Source organism: Sphingomonas leidyi (assembly GCF_011761945.1).
Taxonomy (GTDB): domain Bacteria; phylum Pseudomonadota; class Alphaproteobacteria; order Sphingomonadales; family Sphingomonadaceae; genus Sphingomonas; species Sphingomonas leidyi.
On the sequence record NZ_JAASQV010000001.1, the window covers coordinates 2,014,896 to 2,036,636 of the forward strand.

The following is a 21,741-nucleotide window of genomic DNA, read 5'->3' on the forward strand; positions in this document are numbered from 1 at the left end:
TCCCTCTCGACGCGGCCCGGGATTGCCGCCGCGTTCAAGCGAAGCGCCTGGCACCCGCCACGCAGAGAATGACGATCACGGTCGATGCGACCATCGTCCATGCAACGGGCTCGCCGAGCAACAGGCCCGCAAGCAGCAAGCCGAAAAACGGCTGCATCAGCTGAAGCTGGCCGACGCCCGCGATGCCGCCGAGCGCGAGGCCGCGATACCAGAACACGAAGCCCAGCATCATCGAGAACACCGAGACATAGGCGAACCCCGTCCAGGCGCGCCAGCCGATGTCCGCGAAACTCGCAGGCATGGTGGCGAGCGCGATCACCGCCATGACGGGCAACGAAAGGAGCAGCGCCCAGCTGATGACCTGCCATCCGCCCAGGCGCCGCGAGAGCGTCGCGCCTTCGGCATAGCCGAGCCCGCACAACAGGATCGCAGCGACCATCAACAGGTCGCCAGCCATCGAACCGCCACCGCTATGATAGAGCGCGAAGCCCGCAACCGTCGCTGCGCCGATGGAGGAGAATATCCAGAAGATGGGCTTGGGCCGCTCGCCGCCCCGCAGAACCCCGAAGACGGCGGTGGACAGCGGCAGCAGGCCGATGAACACCACCGAATGCGCCGCGGTGATATGCTGCAGGGCGAACCCGGTCAGCAGCGGGAAGCCGACGACCACGCCGATCGCGACGATAAGAAGCGGCAGGAGGTCTCCACGCGCCGGCATGTCCTGGCGAAGCCCCAGCAGGAACGCCGCCCCCAGCAGTGCCGCGATGGCCGCACGGCCGGAAGTCACGAACAGCGGCGTGAACTCGGCAACCGCGACGCGGGTCGCCGGCAAGGACCCGCTGAAGATGACGACGCCCAGCAGCCCGCTTCCCCAGCCGGCGGTAGTTCTTTCCATCATTCCCTCGCTTTCGGCGCGTGGAATAGGACGCCACTACTGGCCACGACAGCAACAATGCCCTACAATATACAGAAACCGTATGGTTGAATTGATCCATACACATGCATGAGCCAGGCCATTGAAACCGCATCGGCGCATCGGCACGCGCACGGAAGAGCTGATGGATGCGATCCGCACCAGGATTGCGAGCCGCGCGCTCGCGACCGGCGATCGCCTGCCGTCGGTACGGGCATTTGCCGAGACGATGGGCGTATCGCCGTCCACCGTCGTCGAAGCCTATGACCGGCTGGCGGCGGAGGGAGTCATCCGGGCGCGCCGGGGTTCGGGTTTCTATGTAACCGGCGCGAACATGCCGCCCTTGTCGGTGGGCGAAATCGGGCCGCGGCGCGACCGCGCGGTGGACCCGTTCTGGGTATCCCGCCAGTCGCTGGACGCCGACGGGACGATGGCGATGCCGGGATGCGGCTGGCTTCCCGCCGAATGGATGCCGAATGCGGCGCTCCGGCGCGGGCTACGCGAGCTCGCCCGCTCCGATTCCTCCATATTGTGCGACTATGGCAGCACGCGCGGATCGCTGAAGCTGCGCCGCCTCCTCCTCGGCCTCTTCGCCGACGAAGGCATCGAAGCCGGCGCGAACCAGCTACTCCTGACCGGATCCGGCACCCAGGCGATCGATCTGATCTGCCGCTATCTGCTGCATCCCGGCGATACGGTGCTGATCGACGATCCCGGTTACTTCAATTTCCAGGCGCTGCTTCGCGCGCATCGGGTCGAGATCGTCGGCATCCCCCATATGCGGTCGGGCCCGGATATCGCCGCATTCGAAGCGGCGCTGCACGCATATCGGCCGCGGCTCTACATCACCAATTCCGCACTGCACAATCCGACGGGCGCGACCATGTCGCCCCAGACCGCGCATCGATTGCTGAGCGCCGCGGCCGCCCATGATCTGGTGATCGTCGAGGACGATATCCTCGTCGAATTCGAACCCTCCCCCTCGCCTCGCCTCGCCGTTCTCGACGGGCTCGATCGCGTCATCCGGATCGGCAGCTTCTCGAAGACGCTCTCCGCATCCGCGCGCTGCGGCTATGTCGCGGCCCGTGCCGACTGGATCGACGGCTTGGTCGACCTCCAGGTAGCGACGAGCTTCGGGGGCCCCAGCCCCATGGCAACCGAATTGCTCGCGGATGTCCTCGCGGGCGGAAGCTATCGCAAGCATATCGGCGAGTTGCGGCAGCGCCTCGCGCGTTCGCGCGATCAGGCGGCCCAGCGCCTGGCGAGCCTTGGCATCGTTCCATGGACCATGCCAAGGGGTGGCTTCTACCTGTGGTGCCGCCTGCCCGACGGGCTGGACTCCGCCGATATCGCCCGCCGCTGCATGGACGAGGGCGTGATACTCGCTCCCGGCAATGTATTCAGCATCTCGCAATCCGCGGCCCCGTTCCTCCGCTTCAATGTCGCGCAAATGGAGGGCGACCGAGTCTATGAGGCGCTTCGCATCGCCATGGCGGCCACGCGCTAGGCTGGCTGCGCAGGCAGGAGCGCCGCTGGACCGACGACGCTTCGCGACCACCCCGCATGGGCCGGTGACGCATGCGGATCAGTTCGGCGCCGGGGATCCCATGCGCGCCGCGGTGAGCACTGCATGGCGCGTGACCTTGCCGGCATCGTCCTTGTAGACGACGTCCGTCGAGAAACCGTCCGGGCCAAGCGTATCGGTCAACACGCCCGTACGGCCCGGGCCAGGGTTGAGCAGCGTCCAGGTCATCGTCTTCGCCGTGCCGTCCCAACGGCCCACGAACTCGCTGGCAAGGCCGATCGACGAGAAATACCAGCGCCGGTAGACGCGCTGGGTGGAGTCATACCGGTACAGCACGACATATTCCTCACGCTCCTTGCCGTTCGAGGCACTGCCGTCGAGCTGGATGAACTGGCCGTTATAGGCCAGCCGCGCCCTGGCCTGCCCGGCAAAGCGAAGCTCCTGTCCCGGGGACTCGGCGGATTGCACGCGCGTGGCAATGCTCCAGTCCCCCAGCAGCGGCGTCAGCACCTGCAGCTCTGCCGGAGCGGGGCTCCCCATATAGGGCAACCCTGTCTCCTGCGCGGGGGTCGCTTGCGGCGGGGACGGGACATCGCCCCATGCGGGGACGGGAAAGGCCGCCAGAACCAGAAAAGCGTGCAGCAACACGGTACGAGACATCCGCCGGCTCCCTGATGGCCAGCCCCATCATGGCGGTCCACCGGTTCAACTAGAGTCCGGCGATGATGGCCGCCTTGGTGGATTCCTCAAGCATGGTTAGGGCAAGGAATCGAAGCTAGGCAAGCCGGCTCCGGCGCTCGAAGATACGATGATCTCTTTGGGCAGCCTGTTGTCGCCGCCCGCACGAAATGCCGCGAATTCCCGAGATGGCGACCAATCGCCGCCAATGGCCGCTCGTCCCCGCCGGGCTCGTTTCGCACCGACATGGTTTCGTCTCCTGCCCCTTCTATGCCGAATGCGGCAATGTCGGGATCTGAGGAGCTGCCATCATGAGCATCGCGAGCGACGCCCGTTTCTGGGATCGGGCCGCACGGAAATACGCCGGAAGCCCGATCGCGGACCAGGCCGGCTATGAGCGGACGCTGGAGCGGACCCGCTCCCTGTTGAGGCCGCGTGACAGCGTGCTGGAGCTGGGCTGCGGAACGGGAACGACGGCACTGCTGCTCGCGGGCGCGGTGCAAGACTATCTTGCGACGGATATTTCCGCGGAAATGATCGCGATCGCCAGCGGGAAACATGCCGCCGCCGCTGCCCCTCTCCTGGCCCTTGTCTTCCGCCCCACGACCGCGGAAGCGCTCGCATCCGGTGCCGTGCGGTTCGACGAGGTTCTCGGCTTCAACTATCTCCATATGGTCCGCGACCTGCCTGGGACCTTGCGCGACATCCACGCCCTGCTCGCGCCCGAAGGCCTGTTCATTTCGAAGACCCCGTGCGTCGGAGACATGAACCCGCTCATCCGGCTTGCCCTGCCGGCCATGCGCGCAATCGGAAAGGCACCCTATGCGGGTGTATTTCGCGCAGAGGAACTGAGCCGGCACATAAGCGCCGCAGGCTTCGACATTCTCGTCACCGAGAACCATGCGACAAGGGGCAACGACAATCGCCCCTATATCGTGGCGCGGAGGAAATGACGGGCGGCGGCGCCTGCCGTCAGCCGCTCCGGAACTGCTTGACTGCATGGTCTGCAGCCCGCGCCGTCAGCGCCATGAAGGTGAGAGACGGGTTCACGCAGGAGACGGATGCCATCTGCGCGCCGTCGGTGACGAACAGGTTGGCGGCATCATGCGCCTGGCTCCATTTGTTCAGGACGGAGGAACGAGGGTCCGCGCCCATGCGCGCACCGCCCATTTCGTGGATGGCGTCGCCGGGCACATGCTCGTCTTCATAGCTCCTGACATTGGCCAGGCCCGCGGCCCTGAGCATCGCTTCGCCCTGCATGCGCGCATCGGACATCATCCGCAGCTCGTTCTCGCGGAATCGCACGTCGAAGCGCATCAGGGGCACACCGAAGCGATCGACCTTGTCCGGATGCAGCGACACGCGATTGTCTTCATAGGGAAGGCATTCGCCGAACGCGCCCATGCCGAACTTCCAGCCGCCATATTTGCGCATCCCGTGCTTCATCGACGCGCCGAAGCCGACCGGCGGCGCCGGGTCGCGCCGGGCGCTGCCCTGATAGCCATAGCCCCGCTTGAAGCCCGCCCCCTCGTCCCCGTCGAGATTGCGGAAACGGGGAATGTAGACGCCCCCGGGCCGGCGGCCATATTCGATGAACTCCTCCATCCCCGGTATGTCGCCGTCGATCGACACCCGGAAGATATGGTCCATCACATATTTGCCGAGCGTCCCGCTGGCATCGAAATGGCTGCGCCCGTTGCCGGCCGGGCGTGAATTCAGCAGGATCTGGTTCGAGGCCATCGCCGACGCGCAGAGGAACACCAGCCCGGCATCGACCACTTCCGCCTTTCCGGTCTTCGCATCGATGAACCGGACCCCCGTCACGCGCTTCTTCGCGGCGTCATATTCGAGGTTGGTCACCACCGCATCCGCACGCAAGGTCAGCCGACCGGTCGCGCGCGCGGCCGGCAGCGTCACTGCCTGGGTCGAGAAATAGGCGCCGAACGAGCATCCGTTGCCGCACTGGTTGCGGAACTGGCATTTCGTCCGGTTCTGGTCCGGCTTGTCCTCGGTCAGGTTGGACAGGCGCGTATGGATGAGCTTGCGGCCGGGAAACTGCGTCTCGAGCCGCTGCTTGAGCCATTTCTCGGCGATGTTCATCGGCATCGGCGGCTGGAATTCGCTGTCCGGCAGATAGGGCAGGTTCTCGCGCGAGCCCGACACGCCGATATATTTCTCGACATAGCTGTACCAGGGCGCAAGGTCGTCATAACGGATCGGCCAGTCCCCATCGATCCCTTCGCGCTTGTTCGCCTCGAAGTCCGCGGGGCTCCAGCGGAAGCTCCAGCGCCCCCAGATCAGCGACTTGCCGCCCACTGCGCCGGGCCGGATCCAGTAGAACTTGCTGCCTTCGTCAAAGGCATAGGGATTCAGCCGATCGTCGTTGTAGAAGGCTCGGTTGCTCGGCGAAACATAGCCGTGCTTCGCGATGAAATAATCGCTCTCGAGCAGGCCCGCGGGCATCATGTTGCGCGCCGGAATCTCATAGGCCGGCTTGCCGTCATAGGCATAGCCTTCGCCATGTTCGACCATCACGCCGCGATCGAGCATGAGAACGCGCAGCCCCTTTTCGGTGAGTTCCTTGGCGGCGAACCCGCCACTCACTCCCGATCCGATGACGATCGCGTCGAACCTGTTGGTCGCCACCATGATTCCCCCTCTCCGTCCGGTCAGAAACGCAGCGCGCGCAGCGCCTGGTAGCTTGTCGTGATGTCGGGAATATAGGGCGCGGGCGCCCGATCATTCTCGACATAGAAGTGCCGGACGCCGGCACTTCCCTTCCGCTTGAAGAGCCCGGCGAAATCGATGGTGCCCTGCCCCACCGCGGCCATGCTGCGATCCGCGCGCATGTCCTTGACGTGATAGGCGTAGAGCCGCTGCGACAGCCGATCGATCAGCGACGCCGGATCCTCGCCGGCATGCGCCGCCCAATAGAGATCGAGTTCGACCTTCACGAGCGCGGCGTCGGTCTCTCCGAGGAAGCGATCGTACAGGCTGGTGCCACCGGGCCGGTTCGTGAACTCGAAATCGTGATTGTGATAGGCGAAGCCGAGCCCGGCCTTCTTCAGCTCTGCGGCGAAGCGATTGAAGTTCGGCAACGCCGCCCGCCAGCCCTGCTCGGTGCGGTGCTCGTCGGTCATATAGGGCAGCACGACCGTGTCGGCCCCAAGCGCCTTCGCCATCGTCACGGATCGGTCGAACTGCCCGAGCAGCGCGTCATAGCCGATATGGAGCGACGGGGCCTTCAGGCCGAGCCGGTCCATCGTCCCGCGCAACAGCGCGTGATCCATGGCGTCATAGCCGCCGCCGCCGAATTCCACTTCGCGATAGCCGATGCGCGCGACTTGCTCGAGCGTGCCGACCGGATCCTTCGCGAAGATGTCGCGGACCGTGTAGAGTTGGAGCCCGATCGCCTCGATCTGCGCGGCAGATGCCGGTGCGATCATGGCGTCGGCAAGGGAAAGCGCGGCGACACCGCCGGCGCCCGCGAGCAGGTTTCTACGGCTGACGATCATGCGGAATACACCTTGTTGACCTGGGAATAGGGGAAGGCGCCGTCATACTCGCCCGGCACCGGCAGATATTCGCGCTCCTGGGTGATGCCGATCTCGGACGTGTAGTAGCCGGCGATGACGAGCTGCCGGAACGCTTCGAAAAAGGCCTTGCCCAATGGCAGCTGGCCGTTCATCGCAAGGGTCAGGAGCGCATCCTGCTGCTCCGCGGTCGCCTGTGCGCCCGCGACCGCATAGTCCTGCAGGCTCCGTGCCTCGATCGCGTCGAGCCCGGCCAGGATCGGAACCCGGTCTGCCGGCTTCGCCCAGTCGGCGAGCAGCTTCTCGATAAAGGCGGGCACGCCCGCCGCGATCGCTCCCGGCGTGTCGGTCGTGGGAAGGACACGCTCGCTGAGCGCGGTCATCAGCGCGCGCTGGGGCGGCGTGAACACCGCTACGCTCGGCGGCCCTTCGCTGATCGCGGGCACGTTCGACCCTCTGCCCGCACGGGCGGCGCGGGCGAGCGGCGCGAACGCCGCCGCGCCGAACATGCCTACGACCCCGGCGAGCGCCGTCCGGCGATCGATCATTTCGCCTCTCCCGGAAGGTCCTGCGCGATCGCGGCCTCGGGCAATGGGCGCACCCAGATGTTGCGGAACGAAACCGGCGAACCATGATCCTGCAACAGCAGCGGCGCCGCGTCGCCATGCGCCTGATAGCCGGCGACCTTGCGCCAGACCGTGGTGCCCAGCAGCGCCTGATGGTTCTGCACCAGCACGCCGTTCAGCAGAACCGTGACATAGGCGGGGCGCAGCAGCTTCCCGTCCGCCGCGAAGCGCGGACGCTCGAACAGGATGTCGTAGCTCTGCCACGCGCCGGGCTTGCGCGCGGCGTTCACCAGCGGCGGCTTCCAGCCATAGACGGCCCCCACCGTCCCGTCGGCATAGGTCGGGTTCCGATAGCCGTCGAGGATCTGGACCTCATAGCGCTGCATGAACCAGACGCCGCTGTTGCCCCGGTCCTGCGACGTGCCCGACGGCGGGTTGGGCGCGCGGAACTCGAGGTGAAGCTGGACGTCGCCAAAGCCTTGGCGCGAGACGAGATTGCTCTCCCTGGCGCCCTGTGCCCGGGCCGGAACCGTCATCACGCCATTCTCGACGTGCCAGGGCGCGGCTTCGGCCTGCCATGCGTCGGCCGCGAGCACGACCGCATCGGAAGGCGCCCCGCCCGGCATCGCGGCCGGCGTGGTCACCGCCGGCGCCGGCCGGTCGGCGTCATGGACCCGCCATTTGCCGTCCGGCAGCATCGGCGTATCCCTGAAGCCGGGCTTCTCCTGGGCAAAGGCCAGCACCCCCGTCATCGCGACCAGCCCCGCCGCAAGGCATCCCGCCAAGCGCATACGCGTCATACGTCCCCTCCTTGTCGATCGATTTGGCGATAGGCTGCGATCAGGCGATCCTCACCCGCCCGGCCCGGCAGCGAATTGCCATGCTCCATGCCGATCACGCCGGCATAGCGCCGGGAGCGGAGCCAGCGGACGATTGAGGCATAGTTGATTTCGCCGGTCCCCGGCTCGTTGCGGCCGGGATTGTCGCCGAACTGGATATAGCCGACCTCGTTCCAGCACATCTCGAGCGTCGGGATCAGATTCCCCGACTGGATCTGCTCGTGATAGAGATCCGCCAGGATTTTCACGGCCGGGCTGTTCACGCCCCGCGCGACGGCATAGCCCTGCGCGACCGTCTGCATGTACACGCCCGGATGATTGGTCCGCGTGTTCAGCGGTTCCATCACCATCGCGATCCCGTGCGGCACGACGATGTCGCCGGCCCGGCGCATCACGTCGATGACGCGGGCGGTCTGGATATCGACCGGCACCTTCGGATCCATGAAGCCCGTGACCACGGTCATGCGCGTGGCGTCGAGGCGCTTGGCGACCTCGATCGACGTGCGGATGTCCGCCAGGAACGCCTCGCGCTCGGCATCGTCATTTGCGCCGAGCAGCGGCCGCGACTGCGCCCATTTCGGCATGCTGGCGACGAACACGCCCATCTTCATGCCGCGCCGGGACAGCGCCCTCGCCATCTTCTCCTGCTCGGCAATCGGGCGGCTGCGCGCCTCATTGTCCTCCCAGGCGGTGAAACCCTGATCGGCGGCATAGGCGATCTGCTCGATCAGCCCGCCACGACTGGCGAAGCTGCCCTCGTGCGGCGCAAAGCCGAGCGAGAAGCGCGCCGCGTTCGAGCCCTGGCCGCCCCTGCCCCCGGTCATCGCCATCGCCGATGAGGCCGCGCCCGCCGCGCCTGTGGCGAGCACCGTCCTGCGGGTGACGGCACCGGTCACTTGCCGCTCCCGGCCTTGAGATATGCGATGATCGCCGCGCGCTTCACCGGATCGGTCATGCCGATGGGCATGCGCGATCCGGGGATCTTCTTGCCCGGCGCGGCGAGATACTCGTCGAGCGTCTTCTCATCCCAGCGCAGCTTCGAGTTCTTCATCGCCGGCGAATAGTTGAAGTCGGGCCCGGTACCGGCCATCCGCCCCACCACGCCATGGAGATTGGGCCCAACGCCGTTCTTGCCGCCCTTCTCGACGGTATGGCAGGCGCGGCAGGCATTGAATGCAGGCGGCGGCGTGGGGGCCGCGGTCTGCGCGACGGTGGGAACGCTCGCGATCGTCAGCGCCGCTGCAGCGACGCTTCCCGCTCCCAGGCACACGAGAAGCTTCATTCTTTCTCTCCCGGATCAATCCTTGTCCATTTCCGGTCCGATGCCGCATTGGCGACTACCGCCTCGATGAACCGCATCGTGCGCAGCCCATCGGCAACACCGGGAAACCAGCGATCCCCGCCGCCACGGATCGCCGCGGCAAGGGCGCGATACAGGTTGGCGAAAGCCTCGACATAGCCTTCGGGATGGCCGGACGGGGTGCGCAGCAGACGCATCGTGCAGACGTCCAGCTCCGGCCCGCCGGCACGCAGGATCTCGGTCGGGCGGTCGAGCCAGCGCAGGATCAGCGTATTGGGCTCCATCTGCGCCCATTCGATGCCGCCGCGCTCGCCATGGATGCGCAGCTTCAGTCCATTCTCCTCGCCCGCCGCCACCTGGCTGGCCTTGAGCAGGCCACGCGCCCCGCCCGCGAAACGCAGCAGGGCGCCGACATCGTCGTCGAGCCGGCGGCCCGGCACATGGGTGGCGAGATCGGCGGACACCGCCTCCACCCGCAATCCGGAGACATGCTCGGCAAGCTGGAAGGCATGCGTGCCGATATCGCCAAGACATCCGCCAGGCCCGGCGCGCGCCGGATCCGTCCGCCATTCGGCCTGCTTGTTGCCATCGCCGTCGATGGGCAGGCTGAGCCAGCCTTGCAGATACTCGACCTGGACGAGCCGGATCGCGCCCAGATCGCCCCGCGCGATCCTGACGCGCGCCTCCTCGACGAGCGGATAGCCGCTATAGGTGAAGGCCAGCGCGAAGCGGCACCCGCTCCTCCCGGCGGCTTCGCCGATGGCCTGGGCTTCCGCGACGCTCATCGCCATCGGCTTCTCGCAGAAGACATGGAAACCGGCATCGAGCGCGGCGATCGCCATCGGCGCGTGGAGATGGTTGGGCGTCACGATCGCCAGCGCATCCATGCGCTCCCCGGCAGGCAGCGCGCGTTCCCGCGCGATCATCGCCGCGATCGATGCGTAGACGCGCCGCGGGTCGAGCCCCAGTGCCTCGCCGGTCCGCGCACTGCGCCCTTCGTCCGTGCTAAAGGCTCCGGCGACCAGCCGCCAATCGCCGTCAAGCGCCGCGGCCATCCGGTGGACCGCGCCGATAAAGGCGCCTTCCCCGCCACCCACCATGCCAAGTCGAAGCGCGTGCCGAGCCATGAAACGCCTATTCCCAACCGACGAGTTCGAATTCAGTCCTGCCGCGGTGAAAGCCCCAGCAGCGCACGGATCGCGTCCCGATCGACACCGCTCGCCGCGAAATCGTCGAACGGACGCTCGGTCACGCGAATGATGTGATCGCGAATGAAGGGCGCGCCTTCGCGCGCGCCGTCCTCGGACCGCTTGAGCGCGCATTCCCATTCGAGCACGGCCCAGCCCGCATAGCCATATTGCGCCAGCTTGCTGAAGATGCCGACGAAATCGACCTGTCCGTCGCCCAGCGAGCGGAAGCGGCCGGCGCGGTTCACCCAGCTCTCATAGCCGCCATAGACGCCCGTCCGCCCGGTCGGGTTGAACTCGGCATCCTTCACATGGAAGCATGCGATGCGGTCATGATAGCGGTCGATGAAGTCGAGATAGTCGAGCTGCTGCAATACATAGTGCGACGGATCGAACAGGATGCGCGCGCGGGGATGGTTGCCGACCGCCTCGAGGAAACGCTCCCAGGTCGCACCGTCATGGATATCCTCGCCCGGATGGATCTCGAAGGCGCAGTCGACCCCCGCTTCCTCGAACACATCGAGGATCGGCCTCCAGCGCCGCGCAAGCTCGGCAAACGCTTCCTCGACCAGCCCCGCCGGTCGCTGCGGCCAGGGATAGACATAGGGCCAGGCCAGCGCGCCCGAAAAGGTCGCATGCGCGCCCAGCCCGAGATTGGCGCTTGCCCTTGCCGCGAGCTTGACCTGCTCGACCGCCCAGGCCTGGCGCTCCGCCGACTTGCCGCGCAGCTCGGCCGGCGCGAACCCGTCGAAGAGCGAGTCATAGGCTGGATGGACCGCGACGAGCTGCCCCTGCAGGTGTGTCGAAAGCTCGGTCGGCTCCACACCGAACCGGGCGAGCCCGCCGCGCAGGTCGTCGCAATAGGCCTTGCTCTCGGCAGCCAGGCGCAGGTCGATCAGCCGTGGATCGCAGGGAATCTGGATTCCGGCATAGCCGAGATCCCCCGCCCATTTCGCCAGCCCGTCCAGCGTATCGAACGGCGCCGTATCGCCCAGGAACTGGGCGAGGAAGATCGCCGGCCCCTGCATCCCGCTCACGCCGCGGCCTCCCCTCGGCTGTCGTCCTGGAAGAAGAGCTGGAACAGCACGGCGATGACGGCAGCCGCGATCGCCGGATACCACCACATGTGCTGCCAGTCGGCGATGGTCTGCGCCGCCGGCAACTGCGCATAGAGCAGCCCGCCGATCTGCGAGCCGAGCAGCATGCCGACGCCATAGGTGAACAGCGTCAGCATGCCCTGCGCCTGGGCGTTGACGCCCTTGGGCGAGGCGATGGTGCCGGTATAGATCGCGCCGGCAACGAAGAAGAAGTCGTAGCACACGCCGTGCAGCGCCACGCCGAGATAGATGGCCCAGAGCGAACCGCCGCCGTCACCGATCGCGAACAACGCGTAGCGCAGGGCCCAGGCCGCCATGCCGACCAGCAGCAGCGGCTTCACGCCGAACCGGCGATAGAGCCAGGGCATGGAGAACATGAAGACCAGCTCGGACATCTGCCCGATGGCCATCGTACCGCCGACATTCTCGATGCCCGCCGCACCAAGATAGGCAGAGGCATAGGCGTAGTACATTGCCAGCGGGACCGAGATCAGCGTCGCCGCGAGGATGAAGATCAGATAGGATCGCTGCCGCATCAGGCCGAACGCTTCGACGCACAGCACTTGACGTACCAGCCCCGCATCGCGCGGCGCGTCGGGCTCGACGTTCGGCAGGGTCAGGCTGTAGAGGCCGAGCGCGATGGAGACGATGGCGGCAACGCGGAATATCTCCGGGCTGGCCGACAGGCCCATCCAGCCGATGATCAGGCCCGCGACGATCCAGCCCAGCGTGCCGAACGCGCGGACGAAGGGAAACCGGTCCGCACGCTCGCCGAAGCTCTTCAGCGCGATCGTGTTCGCGAGGCCGACCGTCGGCATGTAGAGGATCATATAGCCGAGCAGCAGCCAGACGAAGGTGCCGCCGGTTTCCGGCTTCACCAGCAACGGCATCGCCAGCAGGATCGCACCGCCGACCAGATGAAGCGCTACCATCAGCGCCCTGGGACTCAGATAGCGAGTCGCGGCCATGCCGAGCAGGAAGGATCCGGCGATCGACGCGATCGGCCCTACCGAAAAGGCATTGGCGATGAGGCTGCCGATCCCGACGGTCTGCATCACCAGGCCAAGCGTAACGTTCCAGGCGCCCCAGACGAAGAACTGCATGAACATGAGTGCGCTCAGGCGCCCCATCAGCATGCCCGATGCCGGACGCCGCGACGCATCCAGCGCATCCTTGCCCAAGCTGGCCATGCGCCCCTCTCCCCTTGCCGCAGTCTTCCTGCCTGCGCCCAGGCTACGCAGGTCAAAAGTCTGTGTAAAGGATTACACGCCGAAATCGCGGCAGGGCGCGCCGGTTCGCGCATCGAGCGCGGCGAGCCGGGCATCGATCGCATCCCTGCCATCGGCGTCCCTCCCCCCGGCCAGACCGCATTGGCTAATAGCCGCCGGGTGCGAGCCGCTGGGAGAGCCACCAGACATTGCCCGACGGATCGCCAAGGCCACCCTGGCGCTCGCCATAGGGGCGGAAGCCCACCGGACTGACCTCGGTCCCGCCGGCGGCGAGCCCGCGTGCCATCGCGGCATCGGCATCGGCGACGTAGAGGTACAGGGTCATGTAGGTGACGGCACGGCCCCTTGCGGCCTCGCTCACCATGATGGTGGTGTCGCCGAAGCGAACATGCGCATTGAGCACGGTGCCGTCGCGCGCGGCGTGAATGTCGATGATCTCGCCGTCCAGCCCCTCCTCGAGAAAGCCGAGATACGCCCTGGCATTCTCGACAAACAGATAGGGAAACACGCGCGTGAATCCGGGCGGGACAAGAGGCGACGCCTTCGATCCCGTGCCCGATCCCTCAGCCATTGGTTCTCGCATCCCGGCCTCCCTGGGCGCTTGTGCATCTGCCGGCATGCCCGGCCAGTCCAGCAGATCCTGCCTTCGCGCCATCTCGAGCTTGAGCAGGATGTTCGCGATGTGAAACTTGACCGCCTCGACACCGATTTCGAACCGCTCGGCGATCTGGCGGTTGGTCATGCCGAAGCGTGCGGCCTTGGCGACGCGCCATTCGCCCGGCGTCAATATGTCGGGATGCGCGGGGCGTCCTCGGGGCCGATGGTCGGTCATTCCCGCAACCTATCGGCGGGATGCCCGAATTTCACTCCCCGCCGACGATCAAGGTTCCAGATCCTGGTACGGGTCGGGAGGGATACGGGCGAACTGGTTGGCGGTGAGGCGCCAGCGCTCCCCATCGCGACGCCATATGTTGAGAAAGCGAACGCGCCATGCCGGGGCATCGGGCGGTGCCGCCCGCGCGCGGATATCCGCGGCCCCGATCACGATGGCGGCATTGCAGCCATAGACGCGGATCTCCAGCTCGGTGATGTCGAAGCTTCGTGCGAAGCCGGCATTGCGGCCGTCGGCAAAGGCCGTCAGCACCTTGTCGAGCCGCGTGACGCTTCCGTCGGGCTGGATCGATACGAAATCGGGCGCAAAGAAGCTGCGCGCCTCCTCGATCGACCAGCCATCGACATTCGCGCGGGCGCCGCGCAATTCCAGCGCCCGGATCGCCTCGACTGCAGGTCCCGCGGTCGCGGCATGGGGGCATCGCGCATCGGATGACGTCGCGGCGGCCTGGCCGGAGACTGTCGAGATGGCCGTTGCAAGGATCGCGACGCGCAACAGCATGCCCCGCAGCCCGTTCCGCCCGCCCGTTCTCGTGTGGCTGGGATGCGGCACGCGCATGTCAGGAAGCTGGCTCGCCCGCCACGCGCGCGAGGATCGCGAGCGTGCGGTCTTCATTGTCCTTGAAGAAGGCCATCCACTCCTCCGTACCGTCCTGGTGCCGATGGATCAGATGCGGCGCGGCCGAAAACTCGATGCCGGCGGATTCAAGCGCGCAATGGGCGAGCCGGATGTCGCTCACCGTGAAGTAAATCACGGATTCGCCTTCGGCACCGTCGCCTTCCTGCGTGAGGAACAGGCGAACGCCGCCACAGTCGAAGAAGGCGATGTCGCCGAACGAATAGAGGTGTTCCAGGCCGAGCACGTCGCCATACCAATGGCGGGCCGCAGCGATATCGCCGACGCGACGCGAGATCTGGCCGACCGGCCCGATCAGCAACGATTCCATTTGATCCTCCCACACTGACAGGCACTAGCGCGGTGGAACAGATAGCCGGTCGCAGCCGTATTTTCCCTCCCCGTTCCAATGTTCCTTGAGTCATTCGCTGATAATAGCCTCGGCCACCGTCTTTCGATGGCGCTCGACTTTACGACATGTGCGGCATACGCTTCCGGGGATCTTGCTGGGGGCAATCCGTGAGAGTCGCGAAGAACATCGATTTACTAGCAGAAAGCGGTTCGACACCTCTTCATCCTGTGGCTCATCGCTGCATGCTTCGCGACTCTATGCGTCTGCCTGCAGATCCTGGGCGGGCGCTATGGCGGCGATGGTCAGATCGCACTCAATTGGCTTCTTGGCCAATACACGCCCGTACTATCGATATTGCTCGCGGCGGCCTTTTCCGAGCCAAGCAAGAAGTGGCGCGAGCACCCCGTGAACCAGTGGAAGTTCCGTTGGTCCGTGGCGATCAGTGCATTCCAGATTTTCCTGATGATCTCCTTCATCGTCTTCCAGCCTGCGCTGAACGCCTTAGGAATAACCGCCTACTCGCTGTTCGAGAGCACACAGGCAATCCTTCTGGTGCTGCAGAGCGTGGCCGTGGCGGCCATCGGTTCAGTTATCTTCGACGGACGATAGGGACGATCATTCCGAAAACACATGATACGCGCTCCGAACGGGTGCTGGGGCGCTATCCACTGGCGGATTTTGCCAAGCTGCCCGGCCGACAATGGGCCGATAGCAGCCACTCCGCTTTGGACATCTCCGATCGATCAGATAGAGGCGTGGCTGCCGCCTGACTCGCATTTCTGCACCTGCTCGCGAAGATGCGCGATCAGCCATCGCCCGGCGGGGCCCGGCGGCGCATCGCGGCGATGCAGCGCGTGCATCGCCATCTGATCGCCTTCGGGCCAGACATCGCTCTCGGTCCGGAGCTCGACCAGCCGGCCCGCGGCCAGATCGGCCTGGATCATCCAGAGCGGCATGCTGCCCCAACCCAGGCCGGCCTTCAGAAAGGCATGTTTGGCGCCCAGGTCGGCGAGGCGCCATGCCCGCGGTGCCAGCACTCCGAACTGCCGCCCCTGGGAAAGCTCCGAACGGTCCGACAGCACAAGTTGCGTATGGACCGAAAGCTGTTCCGCGGAGAGCGGGTCGGATGCGCGGGCGAGCGGATGATCGGGTGATGCAACGAGCGCCAGCCTGATCGCCAGCAACCGCTCCGGCTGAAGTTCCGGAGAAAACAGGGGCACGGTGCCGGAAACCGCAAATGCGCTGCGCCTGTCGAGCACCGGCTGGATCACCGCGCCGAGGCTCTCGACATGCACCCGAAGGACCGTGTCGGGAAAATTGGCCTCGAACCCGGAGACTGCCCGAGTGAATATCTCGATCGGGAACATCACGTCGAGCGCGATCGACACTTCCGGCTCGACTCCGCTTGCCAGGTCCCGCGCACGAGCCCGGAACTGCCCCGCCTGGCGCAACACTGCCCGTGCTTCCTCCGCCAGCGCCGTGCCCGCCTCGGTCGGCACCGGGTAGCGACCGATCCGTTCGAACAATGCGACCTTCAGCTGGGTCTCCAGTCCCGAGATCGTCTGGCTGACCACGGACTGCGCCCGCCCGATCTTGCGGCCCGCAGCCGAGAAGCTCCCCTCATCGATGGCCGCCACGAGCGTTCGCATCTGATCCAGCGTGATCGATTCAATCATCCATCTAAATCCCGAATGGATTGTATCTGATAATATAGGCTACGACGATATATCCGTCACGCCTATTTCTCATGCATCCCACCAACGCGTGAAGGAAAAAGGCCATGAAACTTCTCCATGTCGATTCCAGCATCCTCGGGCCGGCTTCGGTCAGCCGCCAGCTTTCGGACGCGATCGTCGCCGCGCAGCGCGCCGCGCATCCGAACCTCCAGGTCGAGCGGCTCGATCTTGCCACGCACCCGGTCGGCCACCTGACCGGCCTGCACCTTGCCGCGGCGCAAGGCGCCGTCCCGGAAGCGCCGGCGCTGGTCGACGATATCGCCGCCGGCGGCGCCGCGCTCGACGCCTTCCTTGCCGCCGACATCGTGGTGGTTGGCGCGCCGATGTACAATTTCGGCATCCCGAGCCAGCTCAAGGCCTGGATCGACCGCATCGCGGTGGCGGGCAAGACGTTCCGCTATACCGAGAACGGACCCGTCGGCCTGGCAGGCGACAAGAAGGTGATCATCGCCTCGTCGCGCGGCGGCTTCTACGGCGCCGACACGGCAATGGCGGCGCTCGACCATCAGGAAAACTACCTGCGCGGCGTCTTCGCCTTCTTCGGCGTGACGGACGTCAGCTTCATCCGTGCCGAGGGCGTGGCGATGGGCGACGACGCGCGCAACCAGGCCATCGCGGCGGCCCGGGCCGAAATCGGCAAGCTCGCCGCAGTCCGCAAGCTCGCTGCGTAAGGAACGCTCCCATGTCCGACAATCTCTTGAAGCTCGTCGCACGCATCCTGCTCGCGGTGCTGTTCGTCGTCAGCGGCTTCGGCAAGCTCACCGACCCCTCGGCGGTCGCCGGGATGCTGGGCAGCCTCAAACTGCCTGGTGCGACCGCCCTGACCTATCTCGTCGGTCTCGGCGAAGTCGTCGGCGGGGTCGCGATCGTCACCGGCTATCATCTGCGCGCCGTCGCGCCGCTGCTTGCAGCCTGGTGCGTGGCCACGGGCCTGATCGTCCATCTCGGCATGCCGATCGATCTCATGAAGAATCTCGGCCTTGCCGGCGGCTTTCTTCTGCTCGCGACGACCGGTGCCGGATCGTTCGCCATCGAGCGCCGTGCGCGCCCGGCCAAAGCCTGAACCCTCCAGAACCGGAGTATCCTGTCATGTCATCGCAAACCGCACTCGCCATATCCGCTGCCATTCCCTCCCCGCGTGAGGTCGTCCATCGCACGCGAGGACGCGGCGGCGGCCCGATCACCCGGCTGATGAGCCCGTCGGACCTTGGCCAGTATCTCAAGCCGTTCGTCTTCCTCGACCTGGTCGACGCGCCGTCTTCGATCGCGAGCGCCGGCAACCTCCACCCGCATTCGGGCATCGCCACCGTCACCGTGCTCACCGAAGGCAATCTGCGCTTCGACAAGGGCGACTGGGGCACCGGCCTGCTCGACTATGGCGGCGTCGAATGGATGCGCGCCGGCAGCGCGATCTGGCACGGCGACGAATATCGCCCCGACAGCGCAGCCCGCTTCAAGGGCTTCCAGCTCTGGGTCGCCCTGCCGGAAGCGATGGAGATGCGCGAGCCGGAATGGCAGTTCGTCGAAGCGAGCGGCATCCCGGCCATGGGTCCGGCACGTCTCATTGCCGGCGCCTATCTGGGTGAAAGGAGCCCGATCCGCTCGTTCGACGGCCTCAACTATCTGCTGGTGACGCTCGCCCCCGGCGAGGCATGGACCTATGAGACGCCGGAGGGTCACGAGGTCGGCTGGCTCAGCCTCTCGCACGGCTCCCTGGTGGGTGCCGACACCTATCATGCCGGCGAGATGATCGCCTTCGACCGGAGCGATGCTCCGATCGCCCTGCGCGCCGGCCCCGGGGGCGCGACATTCGTCCTCGGATCCGCCGTGCCGCACCCGCACGAACTCGTGCTGGGCTATTACTCCGTCCACACGTCCGCGGCGAACCTGCAGGCCGGCGAGGCACGCATCGCCGAGGTCCGGCATCGCTACGCCTGACCGCCAACCCCCAATCGCTTCCTTCGATCACAGGAGAGATGACCATGCTTATCGAGGACATTCTTCGCCACAAGGGCCGCCGCGTCATCAGCATCGCGCCCCACAGCGAACTGGCAGTGGCCGTAGAAATAATGACCCGGGAACAGGTTGGCGCGCTCGTCGTGCTCGACGACGCGGACCGGCTGCTCGGCATCGTCTCGGAACGCGATATCGTCCGGGCGGCGGCGACGGCCGGCAAGCTGGCTCTCTCGCTTCCGGTCCAGGGAGTGATGACCAGAGGCAGCCCCGACGCGGACCCGCGCGATACCGTCGCCGATGCCATGCGCGTGATGACCGCCAGCCGGACCCGGCATCTCCCGGTCACCTATGGCGGGCGCGTCGTCGGCCTGGTCAGCATCGGTGACGTGGTGAAGTCGCGGCTGCAGGAAAAGATCGAGGAGAACGCAGTCCTGCAGGACATGGCGCGGGCACGTCTGGCCGCGGCGTGAGGCGGAACGAGACGGCATCGGACCCCGGGCCCGATGCCGTCTCGCTCCAGTCAGGCCCGGTAGCGCTCAGAACCGCCCGCGGATGCCGATGCGGAACTGGCGGTCGGAGATCTCATAACCGTTCACTGCGTCGATCATCTGGTTGTAGTTGGTGCGGCCCGACTTCTTGTAGAAAAGATTGGTCACCCCCGCCGACAGGGTTGCATATTTGGTGACCTTGAAGCCGATCGACGCATCGACCTGATCGTCCGACGAATACCAGTTCGGCCGCAGCTGGCCGGTCGCCGGCGTGGTGGTGAAGCCCAGCGCCGACTTGCTGCGCCAGTTATAGGCCACGCGCGCGGTGAACGGCCCCCGCTCGTAATAGAGGATGCCGTTATAGGTCGTCTTGGACAGGCCGAGCACGGGCTGGTTGTCCGACGACGAGGTGTCGATGAAAGTGGCGTTGAGTTGGGTGCCGAAGCCCGAGAGCAGGCCCGGCAGGAAGGTGAAGGCCTGCTGATAGTTGAGCTCGATGCCCTTCACCTTGGCGACGCCCAGGTTGATCGGCAGCGAACGCTGGAGCGGGCCGTAGGATTCGAAGCCGGGGATCACCTCGACGATGGTGGTGCGGGCCACCTGGTCGGTGATGTTCTTGTAGAAGGCCGTCGCCGAGGCGATGCCGCCGCCGGGGATGTAATATTCGAGCGAAGCGTCGAGCTGGTCCGCGCGGGTCGGCCGCAGGTTCGAATTGCCGCCCGACGCGGTGCCCAGCGGCCCGTTGACCGCGAGCCGCGGCGCCAGATCCTGCAGCTTGGCGCGCGACATCACCTTGGAGGCCGCGAGGCGCAGCACCAGGTCGCGCGCCAGCGAGAACTTGATGTTCGCGCTCGGCAGCAGGTTCGAATAATGGCTGGTGTCGTGGCGCGGCACCATCACGCCGCCGCCGACATCGGCAGTGGTGTCGACCGCAAAGTCGGTCCACACCGCGCGCAGGCCGATATTGCCGCGAAAGCCGATACCGAGCAACTCGCCATCGAGATTGGCGCGCCCATAGACCGCCTTGGTCTTCTCGCTGATATAGTAGCTGGTCGTCGGCCGCGGGCGGGTCGGGCGATAGTTGGAGAGCAGCAGCGAATCGTCGCCGGTGCCGCCGGCATAGACGTCGGGCACCAGGAACAGGCTGGGGAAATTGCCCGTCGCGCCGGGATAGCCCGGGTTGTTCGACAGGACGAAATAGGAGTCCGGCAGCGTCGCGATGTTCGGGTTGGTCGCGTTCAGCTTGGCCTGATAATCCCGATAGTCCGAGGTCAGATCGGCATAGCGACCGCCGAACTGGAGCGATTTCAACATGCCCCAATCGAGATCGTAGCTGCCGTCGAGCCGATAGGCGGTCTCGAGCGTGTGGACGATCGTATCGTTCGCCGCGCTGTTCGAGCGGGTGGGATAGGATGCGCGCGCGGTGAGGTCGAAGCCGGCGGGCAGCGTGATGTTGGGCACGTCGCCGGTGCGATAGTCATAGTTGATCGTCAGCCCGCGCGAAGCCAGCTCCATGAAGTCCTGGCGATAGGTATAGTCGCCCACCGACTTGCCGAAATCGGCCTTCAGGTTGAGCCGCCCGACCTTCCAAACCGCGCCACCGCCGGCGACCAGCGAAGTGGTCGGCTCGTTGCGCTCGACCCCGCCGACGCGGACGCGCTGGTTGGTCAGCGTGCCGGCGACCACGTAATTGCCCTCCATCACGCCGTTGGTGAGCGTCGAGGCATTGGCGCCGGTATCGGTCGTCTGGATCGCGAGATATTCGATGTGCCGCTGCGTCTCGAGATGCGTGTAGAGCGCATCCGCGTAGAGCATCAGATTGTCGGTCGCCTGGAATTGCAGCGTACCGCCGGCGCCGAAGCGCTTGCGCTTGATGCGATAGAATTCCGAACGGGCGATCTGCGGGGTGTAGTCGAGCTGGCCGTCGCCGTTGAAATCGGTCTTCATGCCGGTGGTGGTGCCGGGGTTCCACACGCCGCGGATGAACTGCGACGAGCCGATCTCGCGATCCGAATAGGCGACGTTCACGGCGACGCCGAGCCGGTCGTCGAGCAGCCGGGTGGTGCCGAAAAGCGCCAGGTTGTAGCCGTTGCGGTTCCGGGCGAGATTGGTGTTGGTGTACTCGGCGAGATAGCTGATCGTCGGCTTCTTGAAGTCGAACGGGCGCGGCGTCGTCATGCTGATGAAGCCGCCCAGCCCGCCTTCGATCTGGTCCGCGGTGGGCGACTTGTAGACCGACAGCCGGCTGAACAGAGTCGAGGACTGCTGCTCGAGGCCGGTGGAGCGCCCCGAAGGGTCCGAGCCGGTGGGGCCGACCGAAATGCCGAGGTTCGAGCGGCCGTTGAGCTCGACGCGAACATTGGAAAGGCCGCGCACCGTGACCTGGGCGCCTTCGCCGAAATTGCGCTCGATCTGCACGCCGGGCACGCGCTGGAGATTCTCGGCGACATTCGCATCGGGCAGCTTGCCGAGGTCTTCGGCGGCGACGATGTCCGCCACCTGATCGGCGTTCCGCTTGGCGTTGACCGCGGACTGGATCGACGCGCGCACGCCGGTGACCACGATCGAGTCGCTGGCCGGATCGGCGGGAACGCTCTTCGGCTCCTCGGCCTGCTGGGCCTGCGCCACGGCCGGAACGGCCAGGGCGATGCAGGCGATCGACGAGAGCATGGTGGCTTTGACGGACATGAGACCTCCCCAAATGGCCGCACTTCCGGCGGCTCGTTTGACGACTCGTTATCCATCCAAATCGGAGCTGTCTAGTATGTTCATCATGTCATCATACCATTTTACGTGACGGGCCGGGGCGTCGCTGCTAGGCGGATTCGGACAAGA

The 21,741-nt window shown here is 66.0% G+C and carries 23 protein-coding genes; 7 read left to right on the plus strand and 16 right to left on the minus strand.

The genetic code is table 11. The features are described 5' to 3' along the window. Positions 1-34 precede the first annotated feature (34 nt). Positions 35-895, minus strand: a complete 861-nt coding sequence (locus tag FHR20_RS09495) for a DMT family transporter (RefSeq protein ID WP_167299267.1) — start codon at positions 893-895, stop codon at positions 35-37. A gap of 121 nt (positions 896-1,016) precedes the next feature. Between FHR20_RS09495 and FHR20_RS09500 the strand changes: the two genes are divergently transcribed. Beyond that, entirely contained in the window at positions 1,017-2,420 is a 1,404-nt protein-coding gene (locus tag FHR20_RS09500) for an aminotransferase-like domain-containing protein (RefSeq protein ID WP_243857168.1), read from the plus strand. 78 nt (positions 2,421-2,498) lie between these two features. Here the strand turns inward: FHR20_RS09500 and FHR20_RS09505 are convergent, their stop codons facing one another. Next, positions 2,499-3,098, minus strand: a complete 600-nt coding sequence (locus FHR20_RS09505) for a hypothetical protein (RefSeq protein ID WP_208413460.1) — start codon at positions 3,096-3,098, stop codon at positions 2,499-2,501. Between the two features lie 329 nt (positions 3,099-3,427). On the opposite strand from FHR20_RS09505, the gene FHR20_RS09510 reads away from it, so the two are divergent. Beyond that, positions 3,428-4,069: a class I SAM-dependent methyltransferase gene (locus FHR20_RS09510; RefSeq protein ID WP_167299269.1), complete on the plus strand. Its 642-nt coding sequence runs from the start codon at positions 3,428-3,430 to the stop codon at positions 4,067-4,069. A gap of 19 nt (positions 4,070-4,088) precedes the next feature. Here the strand turns inward: FHR20_RS09510 and FHR20_RS09515 are convergent, their stop codons facing one another. The 12 genes from FHR20_RS09515 to FHR20_RS09570 form a co-directional block, all read right to left on the minus strand. Continuing rightward, positions 4,089-5,765 (minus strand): GMC oxidoreductase, encoded by a 1,677-nt coding sequence (locus FHR20_RS09515; protein ID WP_167299270.1) that lies wholly within the window; start codon positions 5,763-5,765, stop codon positions 4,089-4,091. Between the two features lie 20 nt (positions 5,766-5,785). Then, positions 5,786-6,631 carry a sugar phosphate isomerase/epimerase family protein gene (locus FHR20_RS09520; protein WP_167299271.1) on the minus strand — a complete coding sequence of 282 codons (846 nt, stop codon included), beginning with the start codon at positions 6,629-6,631 and terminating at the stop codon, positions 5,786-5,788. Further along, entirely contained in the window at positions 6,628-7,197 is a 570-nt protein-coding gene (locus FHR20_RS09525; protein ID WP_167299272.1) for a gluconate 2-dehydrogenase subunit 3 family protein, read from the minus strand. The genes FHR20_RS09520 and FHR20_RS09525 overlap by 4 nt, the downstream gene beginning before the upstream one ends. Beyond that, positions 7,194-8,015, minus strand: coding sequence for a 3-keto-disaccharide hydrolase (locus FHR20_RS09530; RefSeq protein ID WP_243857169.1), 822 nt, complete (start codon positions 8,013-8,015; stop codon positions 7,194-7,196). Before FHR20_RS09530 ends, FHR20_RS09525 begins: the two co-directional genes overlap by 4 nt. Then, a complete protein-coding gene (locus FHR20_RS09535; RefSeq protein WP_341786425.1) occupies positions 8,012-8,950 on the minus strand; it encodes a hydroxypyruvate isomerase family protein in 939 nt (312 codons plus the stop codon). The genes FHR20_RS09530 and FHR20_RS09535 overlap by 4 nt, the downstream gene beginning before the upstream one ends. Continuing rightward, positions 8,947-9,336 (minus strand): c-type cytochrome, encoded by a 390-nt coding sequence (locus FHR20_RS09540; protein WP_208413461.1) that lies wholly within the window; start codon positions 9,334-9,336, stop codon positions 8,947-8,949. Before FHR20_RS09540 ends, FHR20_RS09535 begins: the two co-directional genes overlap by 4 nt. Continuing rightward, entirely contained in the window at positions 9,333-10,481 is a 1,149-nt protein-coding gene (locus tag FHR20_RS09545) for a Gfo/Idh/MocA family protein (RefSeq protein ID WP_167299273.1), read from the minus strand. The genes FHR20_RS09540 and FHR20_RS09545 overlap by 4 nt, the downstream gene beginning before the upstream one ends. 32 nt (positions 10,482-10,513) lie before the next feature. After that, positions 10,514-11,569, minus strand: coding sequence for a sugar phosphate isomerase/epimerase family protein (locus tag FHR20_RS09550; protein WP_208413549.1), 1,056 nt, complete (start codon positions 11,567-11,569; stop codon positions 10,514-10,516). 5 nt (positions 11,570-11,574) lie between these two features. Further along, positions 11,575-12,828 (minus strand): MFS transporter, encoded by a 1,254-nt coding sequence (locus tag FHR20_RS09555; RefSeq protein WP_243857170.1) that lies wholly within the window; start codon positions 12,826-12,828, stop codon positions 11,575-11,577. A 184-nt stretch (positions 12,829-13,012) separates the two neighbouring features. Further along, positions 13,013-13,699, minus strand: a complete 687-nt coding sequence (locus FHR20_RS09560) for a LuxR C-terminal-related transcriptional regulator (RefSeq protein ID WP_167299275.1) — start codon at positions 13,697-13,699, stop codon at positions 13,013-13,015. Between the two features lie 48 nt (positions 13,700-13,747). Beyond that, entirely contained in the window at positions 13,748-14,260 is a 513-nt protein-coding gene (locus FHR20_RS09565) for a nuclear transport factor 2 family protein (protein WP_167299276.1), read from the minus strand. 58 nt (positions 14,261-14,318) lie between these two features. Next, the gene (locus FHR20_RS09570; protein ID WP_167299277.1) at positions 14,319-14,705 is read right to left on the minus strand and encodes a VOC family protein; all 387 of its coding nucleotides are present in this window, start codon (positions 14,703-14,705) and stop codon (positions 14,319-14,321) included. A 426-nt stretch (positions 14,706-15,131) separates the two neighbouring features. On the opposite strand from FHR20_RS09570, the gene FHR20_RS09575 reads away from it, so the two are divergent. Further along, the gene (locus FHR20_RS09575) at positions 15,132-15,335 is read left to right on the plus strand and encodes a hypothetical protein (RefSeq protein ID WP_167299278.1); all 204 of its coding nucleotides are present in this window, start codon (positions 15,132-15,134) and stop codon (positions 15,333-15,335) included. 134 nt (positions 15,336-15,469) lie between these two features. On the opposite strand, the gene FHR20_RS09580 is transcribed toward FHR20_RS09575, so the two are convergent. Next, on the minus strand, positions 15,470-16,402 hold the full coding sequence (locus FHR20_RS09580; protein WP_167299279.1) for a LysR family transcriptional regulator: 933 nt from the start codon (positions 16,400-16,402) through the stop codon (positions 15,470-15,472). 104 nt (positions 16,403-16,506) lie between these two features. Here FHR20_RS09580 and FHR20_RS09585 point away from each other — a divergent pair, with 104 nt between their 5' ends. From FHR20_RS09585 to FHR20_RS09600, 4 genes are read left to right on the plus strand one after another with little or no spacing between them, the layout of a single operon-like run. Further along, positions 16,507-17,133 carry an FMN-dependent NADH-azoreductase gene (locus FHR20_RS09585; protein WP_167299280.1) on the plus strand — a complete coding sequence of 209 codons (627 nt, stop codon included), beginning with the start codon at positions 16,507-16,509 and terminating at the stop codon, positions 17,131-17,133. Positions 17,134-17,144: 11 nt separating this feature from the next. Then, positions 17,145-17,525 carry a DoxX family protein gene (locus FHR20_RS09590; protein ID WP_167299281.1) on the plus strand — a complete coding sequence of 127 codons (381 nt, stop codon included), beginning with the start codon at positions 17,145-17,147 and terminating at the stop codon, positions 17,523-17,525. Between the two features lie 26 nt (positions 17,526-17,551). Next, complete coding sequence (locus FHR20_RS09595) at positions 17,552-18,400, plus strand: pirin family protein (RefSeq protein WP_167299282.1); 849 nt, start codon at positions 17,552-17,554, stop codon at positions 18,398-18,400. A gap of 38 nt (positions 18,401-18,438) precedes the next feature. Further along, the gene (locus FHR20_RS09600) at positions 18,439-18,888 is read left to right on the plus strand and encodes a CBS domain-containing protein (RefSeq protein ID WP_167299283.1); all 450 of its coding nucleotides are present in this window, start codon (positions 18,439-18,441) and stop codon (positions 18,886-18,888) included. Positions 18,889-18,954: 66 nt separating this feature from the next. Here FHR20_RS09600 and FHR20_RS09605 read toward each other — a convergent pair whose 3' ends face one another. Further along, positions 18,955-21,594, minus strand: a complete 2,640-nt coding sequence (locus FHR20_RS09605; protein WP_167299284.1) for a TonB-dependent receptor — start codon at positions 21,592-21,594, stop codon at positions 18,955-18,957. Between the last annotated feature and the right edge of the window lie 147 nt (positions 21,595-21,741).

Coding starts and splice junctions, on each gene's coding strand:
- FHR20_RS09495 (WP_167299267.1), bottom strand. CDS start 895: ATGGAAAGAACTACCGCCGGCTGGGGAAGCGGGCTGCTGGGCGTCGTC.
- FHR20_RS09510 (WP_167299269.1), top strand. CDS start 3,428: ATGAGCATCGCGAGCGACGCCCGTTTCTGGGATCGGGCCGCACGGAAA.
- FHR20_RS09550 (WP_208413549.1), bottom strand. CDS start 11,569: ATGCAGGGGCCGGCGATCTTCCTCGCCCAGTTCCTGGGCGATACGGCG.
- FHR20_RS09555 (WP_243857170.1), bottom strand. CDS start 12,828: ATGGCCAGCTTGGGCAAGGATGCGCTGGATGCGTCGCGGCGTCCGGCA.
- FHR20_RS09580 (WP_167299279.1), bottom strand. CDS start 16,402: ATGATTGAATCGATCACGCTGGATCAGATGCGAACGCTCGTGGCGGCC.
- FHR20_RS09570 (WP_167299277.1), bottom strand. CDS start 14,705: ATGGAATCGTTGCTGATCGGGCCGGTCGGCCAGATCTCGCGTCGCGTC.
- FHR20_RS09565 (WP_167299276.1), bottom strand. CDS start 14,260: ATGCTGTTGCGCGTCGCGATCCTTGCAACGGCCATCTCGACAGTCTCC.
- FHR20_RS09515 (WP_167299270.1), bottom strand. CDS start 5,765: ATGGTGGCGACCAACAGGTTCGACGCGATCGTCATCGGATCGGGAGTG.
- FHR20_RS09530 (WP_243857169.1), bottom strand. CDS start 8,015: ATGACGCGTATGCGCTTGGCGGGATGCCTTGCGGCGGGGCTGGTCGCG.
- FHR20_RS09525 (WP_167299272.1), bottom strand. CDS start 7,197: ATGATCGATCGCCGGACGGCGCTCGCCGGGGTCGTAGGCATGTTCGGC.
- FHR20_RS09505 (WP_208413460.1), bottom strand. CDS start 3,098: ATGTCTCGTACCGTGTTGCTGCACGCTTTTCTGGTTCTGGCGGCCTTT.
- FHR20_RS09605 (WP_167299284.1), bottom strand. CDS start 21,594: ATGTCCGTCAAAGCCACCATGCTCTCGTCGATCGCCTGCATCGCCCTG.
- FHR20_RS09590 (WP_167299281.1), top strand. CDS start 17,145: ATGTCCGACAATCTCTTGAAGCTCGTCGCACGCATCCTGCTCGCGGTG.
- FHR20_RS09600 (WP_167299283.1), top strand. CDS start 18,439: ATGACCATGCTTATCGAGGACATTCTTCGCCACAAGGGCCGCCGCGTC.
- FHR20_RS09520 (WP_167299271.1), bottom strand. CDS start 6,631: ATGATCGTCAGCCGTAGAAACCTGCTCGCGGGCGCCGGCGGTGTCGCC.
- FHR20_RS09545 (WP_167299273.1), bottom strand. CDS start 10,481: ATGGCTCGGCACGCGCTTCGACTTGGCATGGTGGGTGGCGGGGAAGGC.
- FHR20_RS09540 (WP_208413461.1), bottom strand. CDS start 9,336: ATGAAGCTTCTCGTGTGCCTGGGAGCGGGAAGCGTCGCTGCAGCGGCG.
- FHR20_RS09595 (WP_167299282.1), top strand. CDS start 17,552: ATGTCATCGCAAACCGCACTCGCCATATCCGCTGCCATTCCCTCCCCG.
- FHR20_RS09585 (WP_167299280.1), top strand. CDS start 16,507: ATGAAACTTCTCCATGTCGATTCCAGCATCCTCGGGCCGGCTTCGGTC.
- FHR20_RS09560 (WP_167299275.1), bottom strand. CDS start 13,699: ATGACCGACCATCGGCCCCGAGGACGCCCCGCGCATCCCGACATATTG.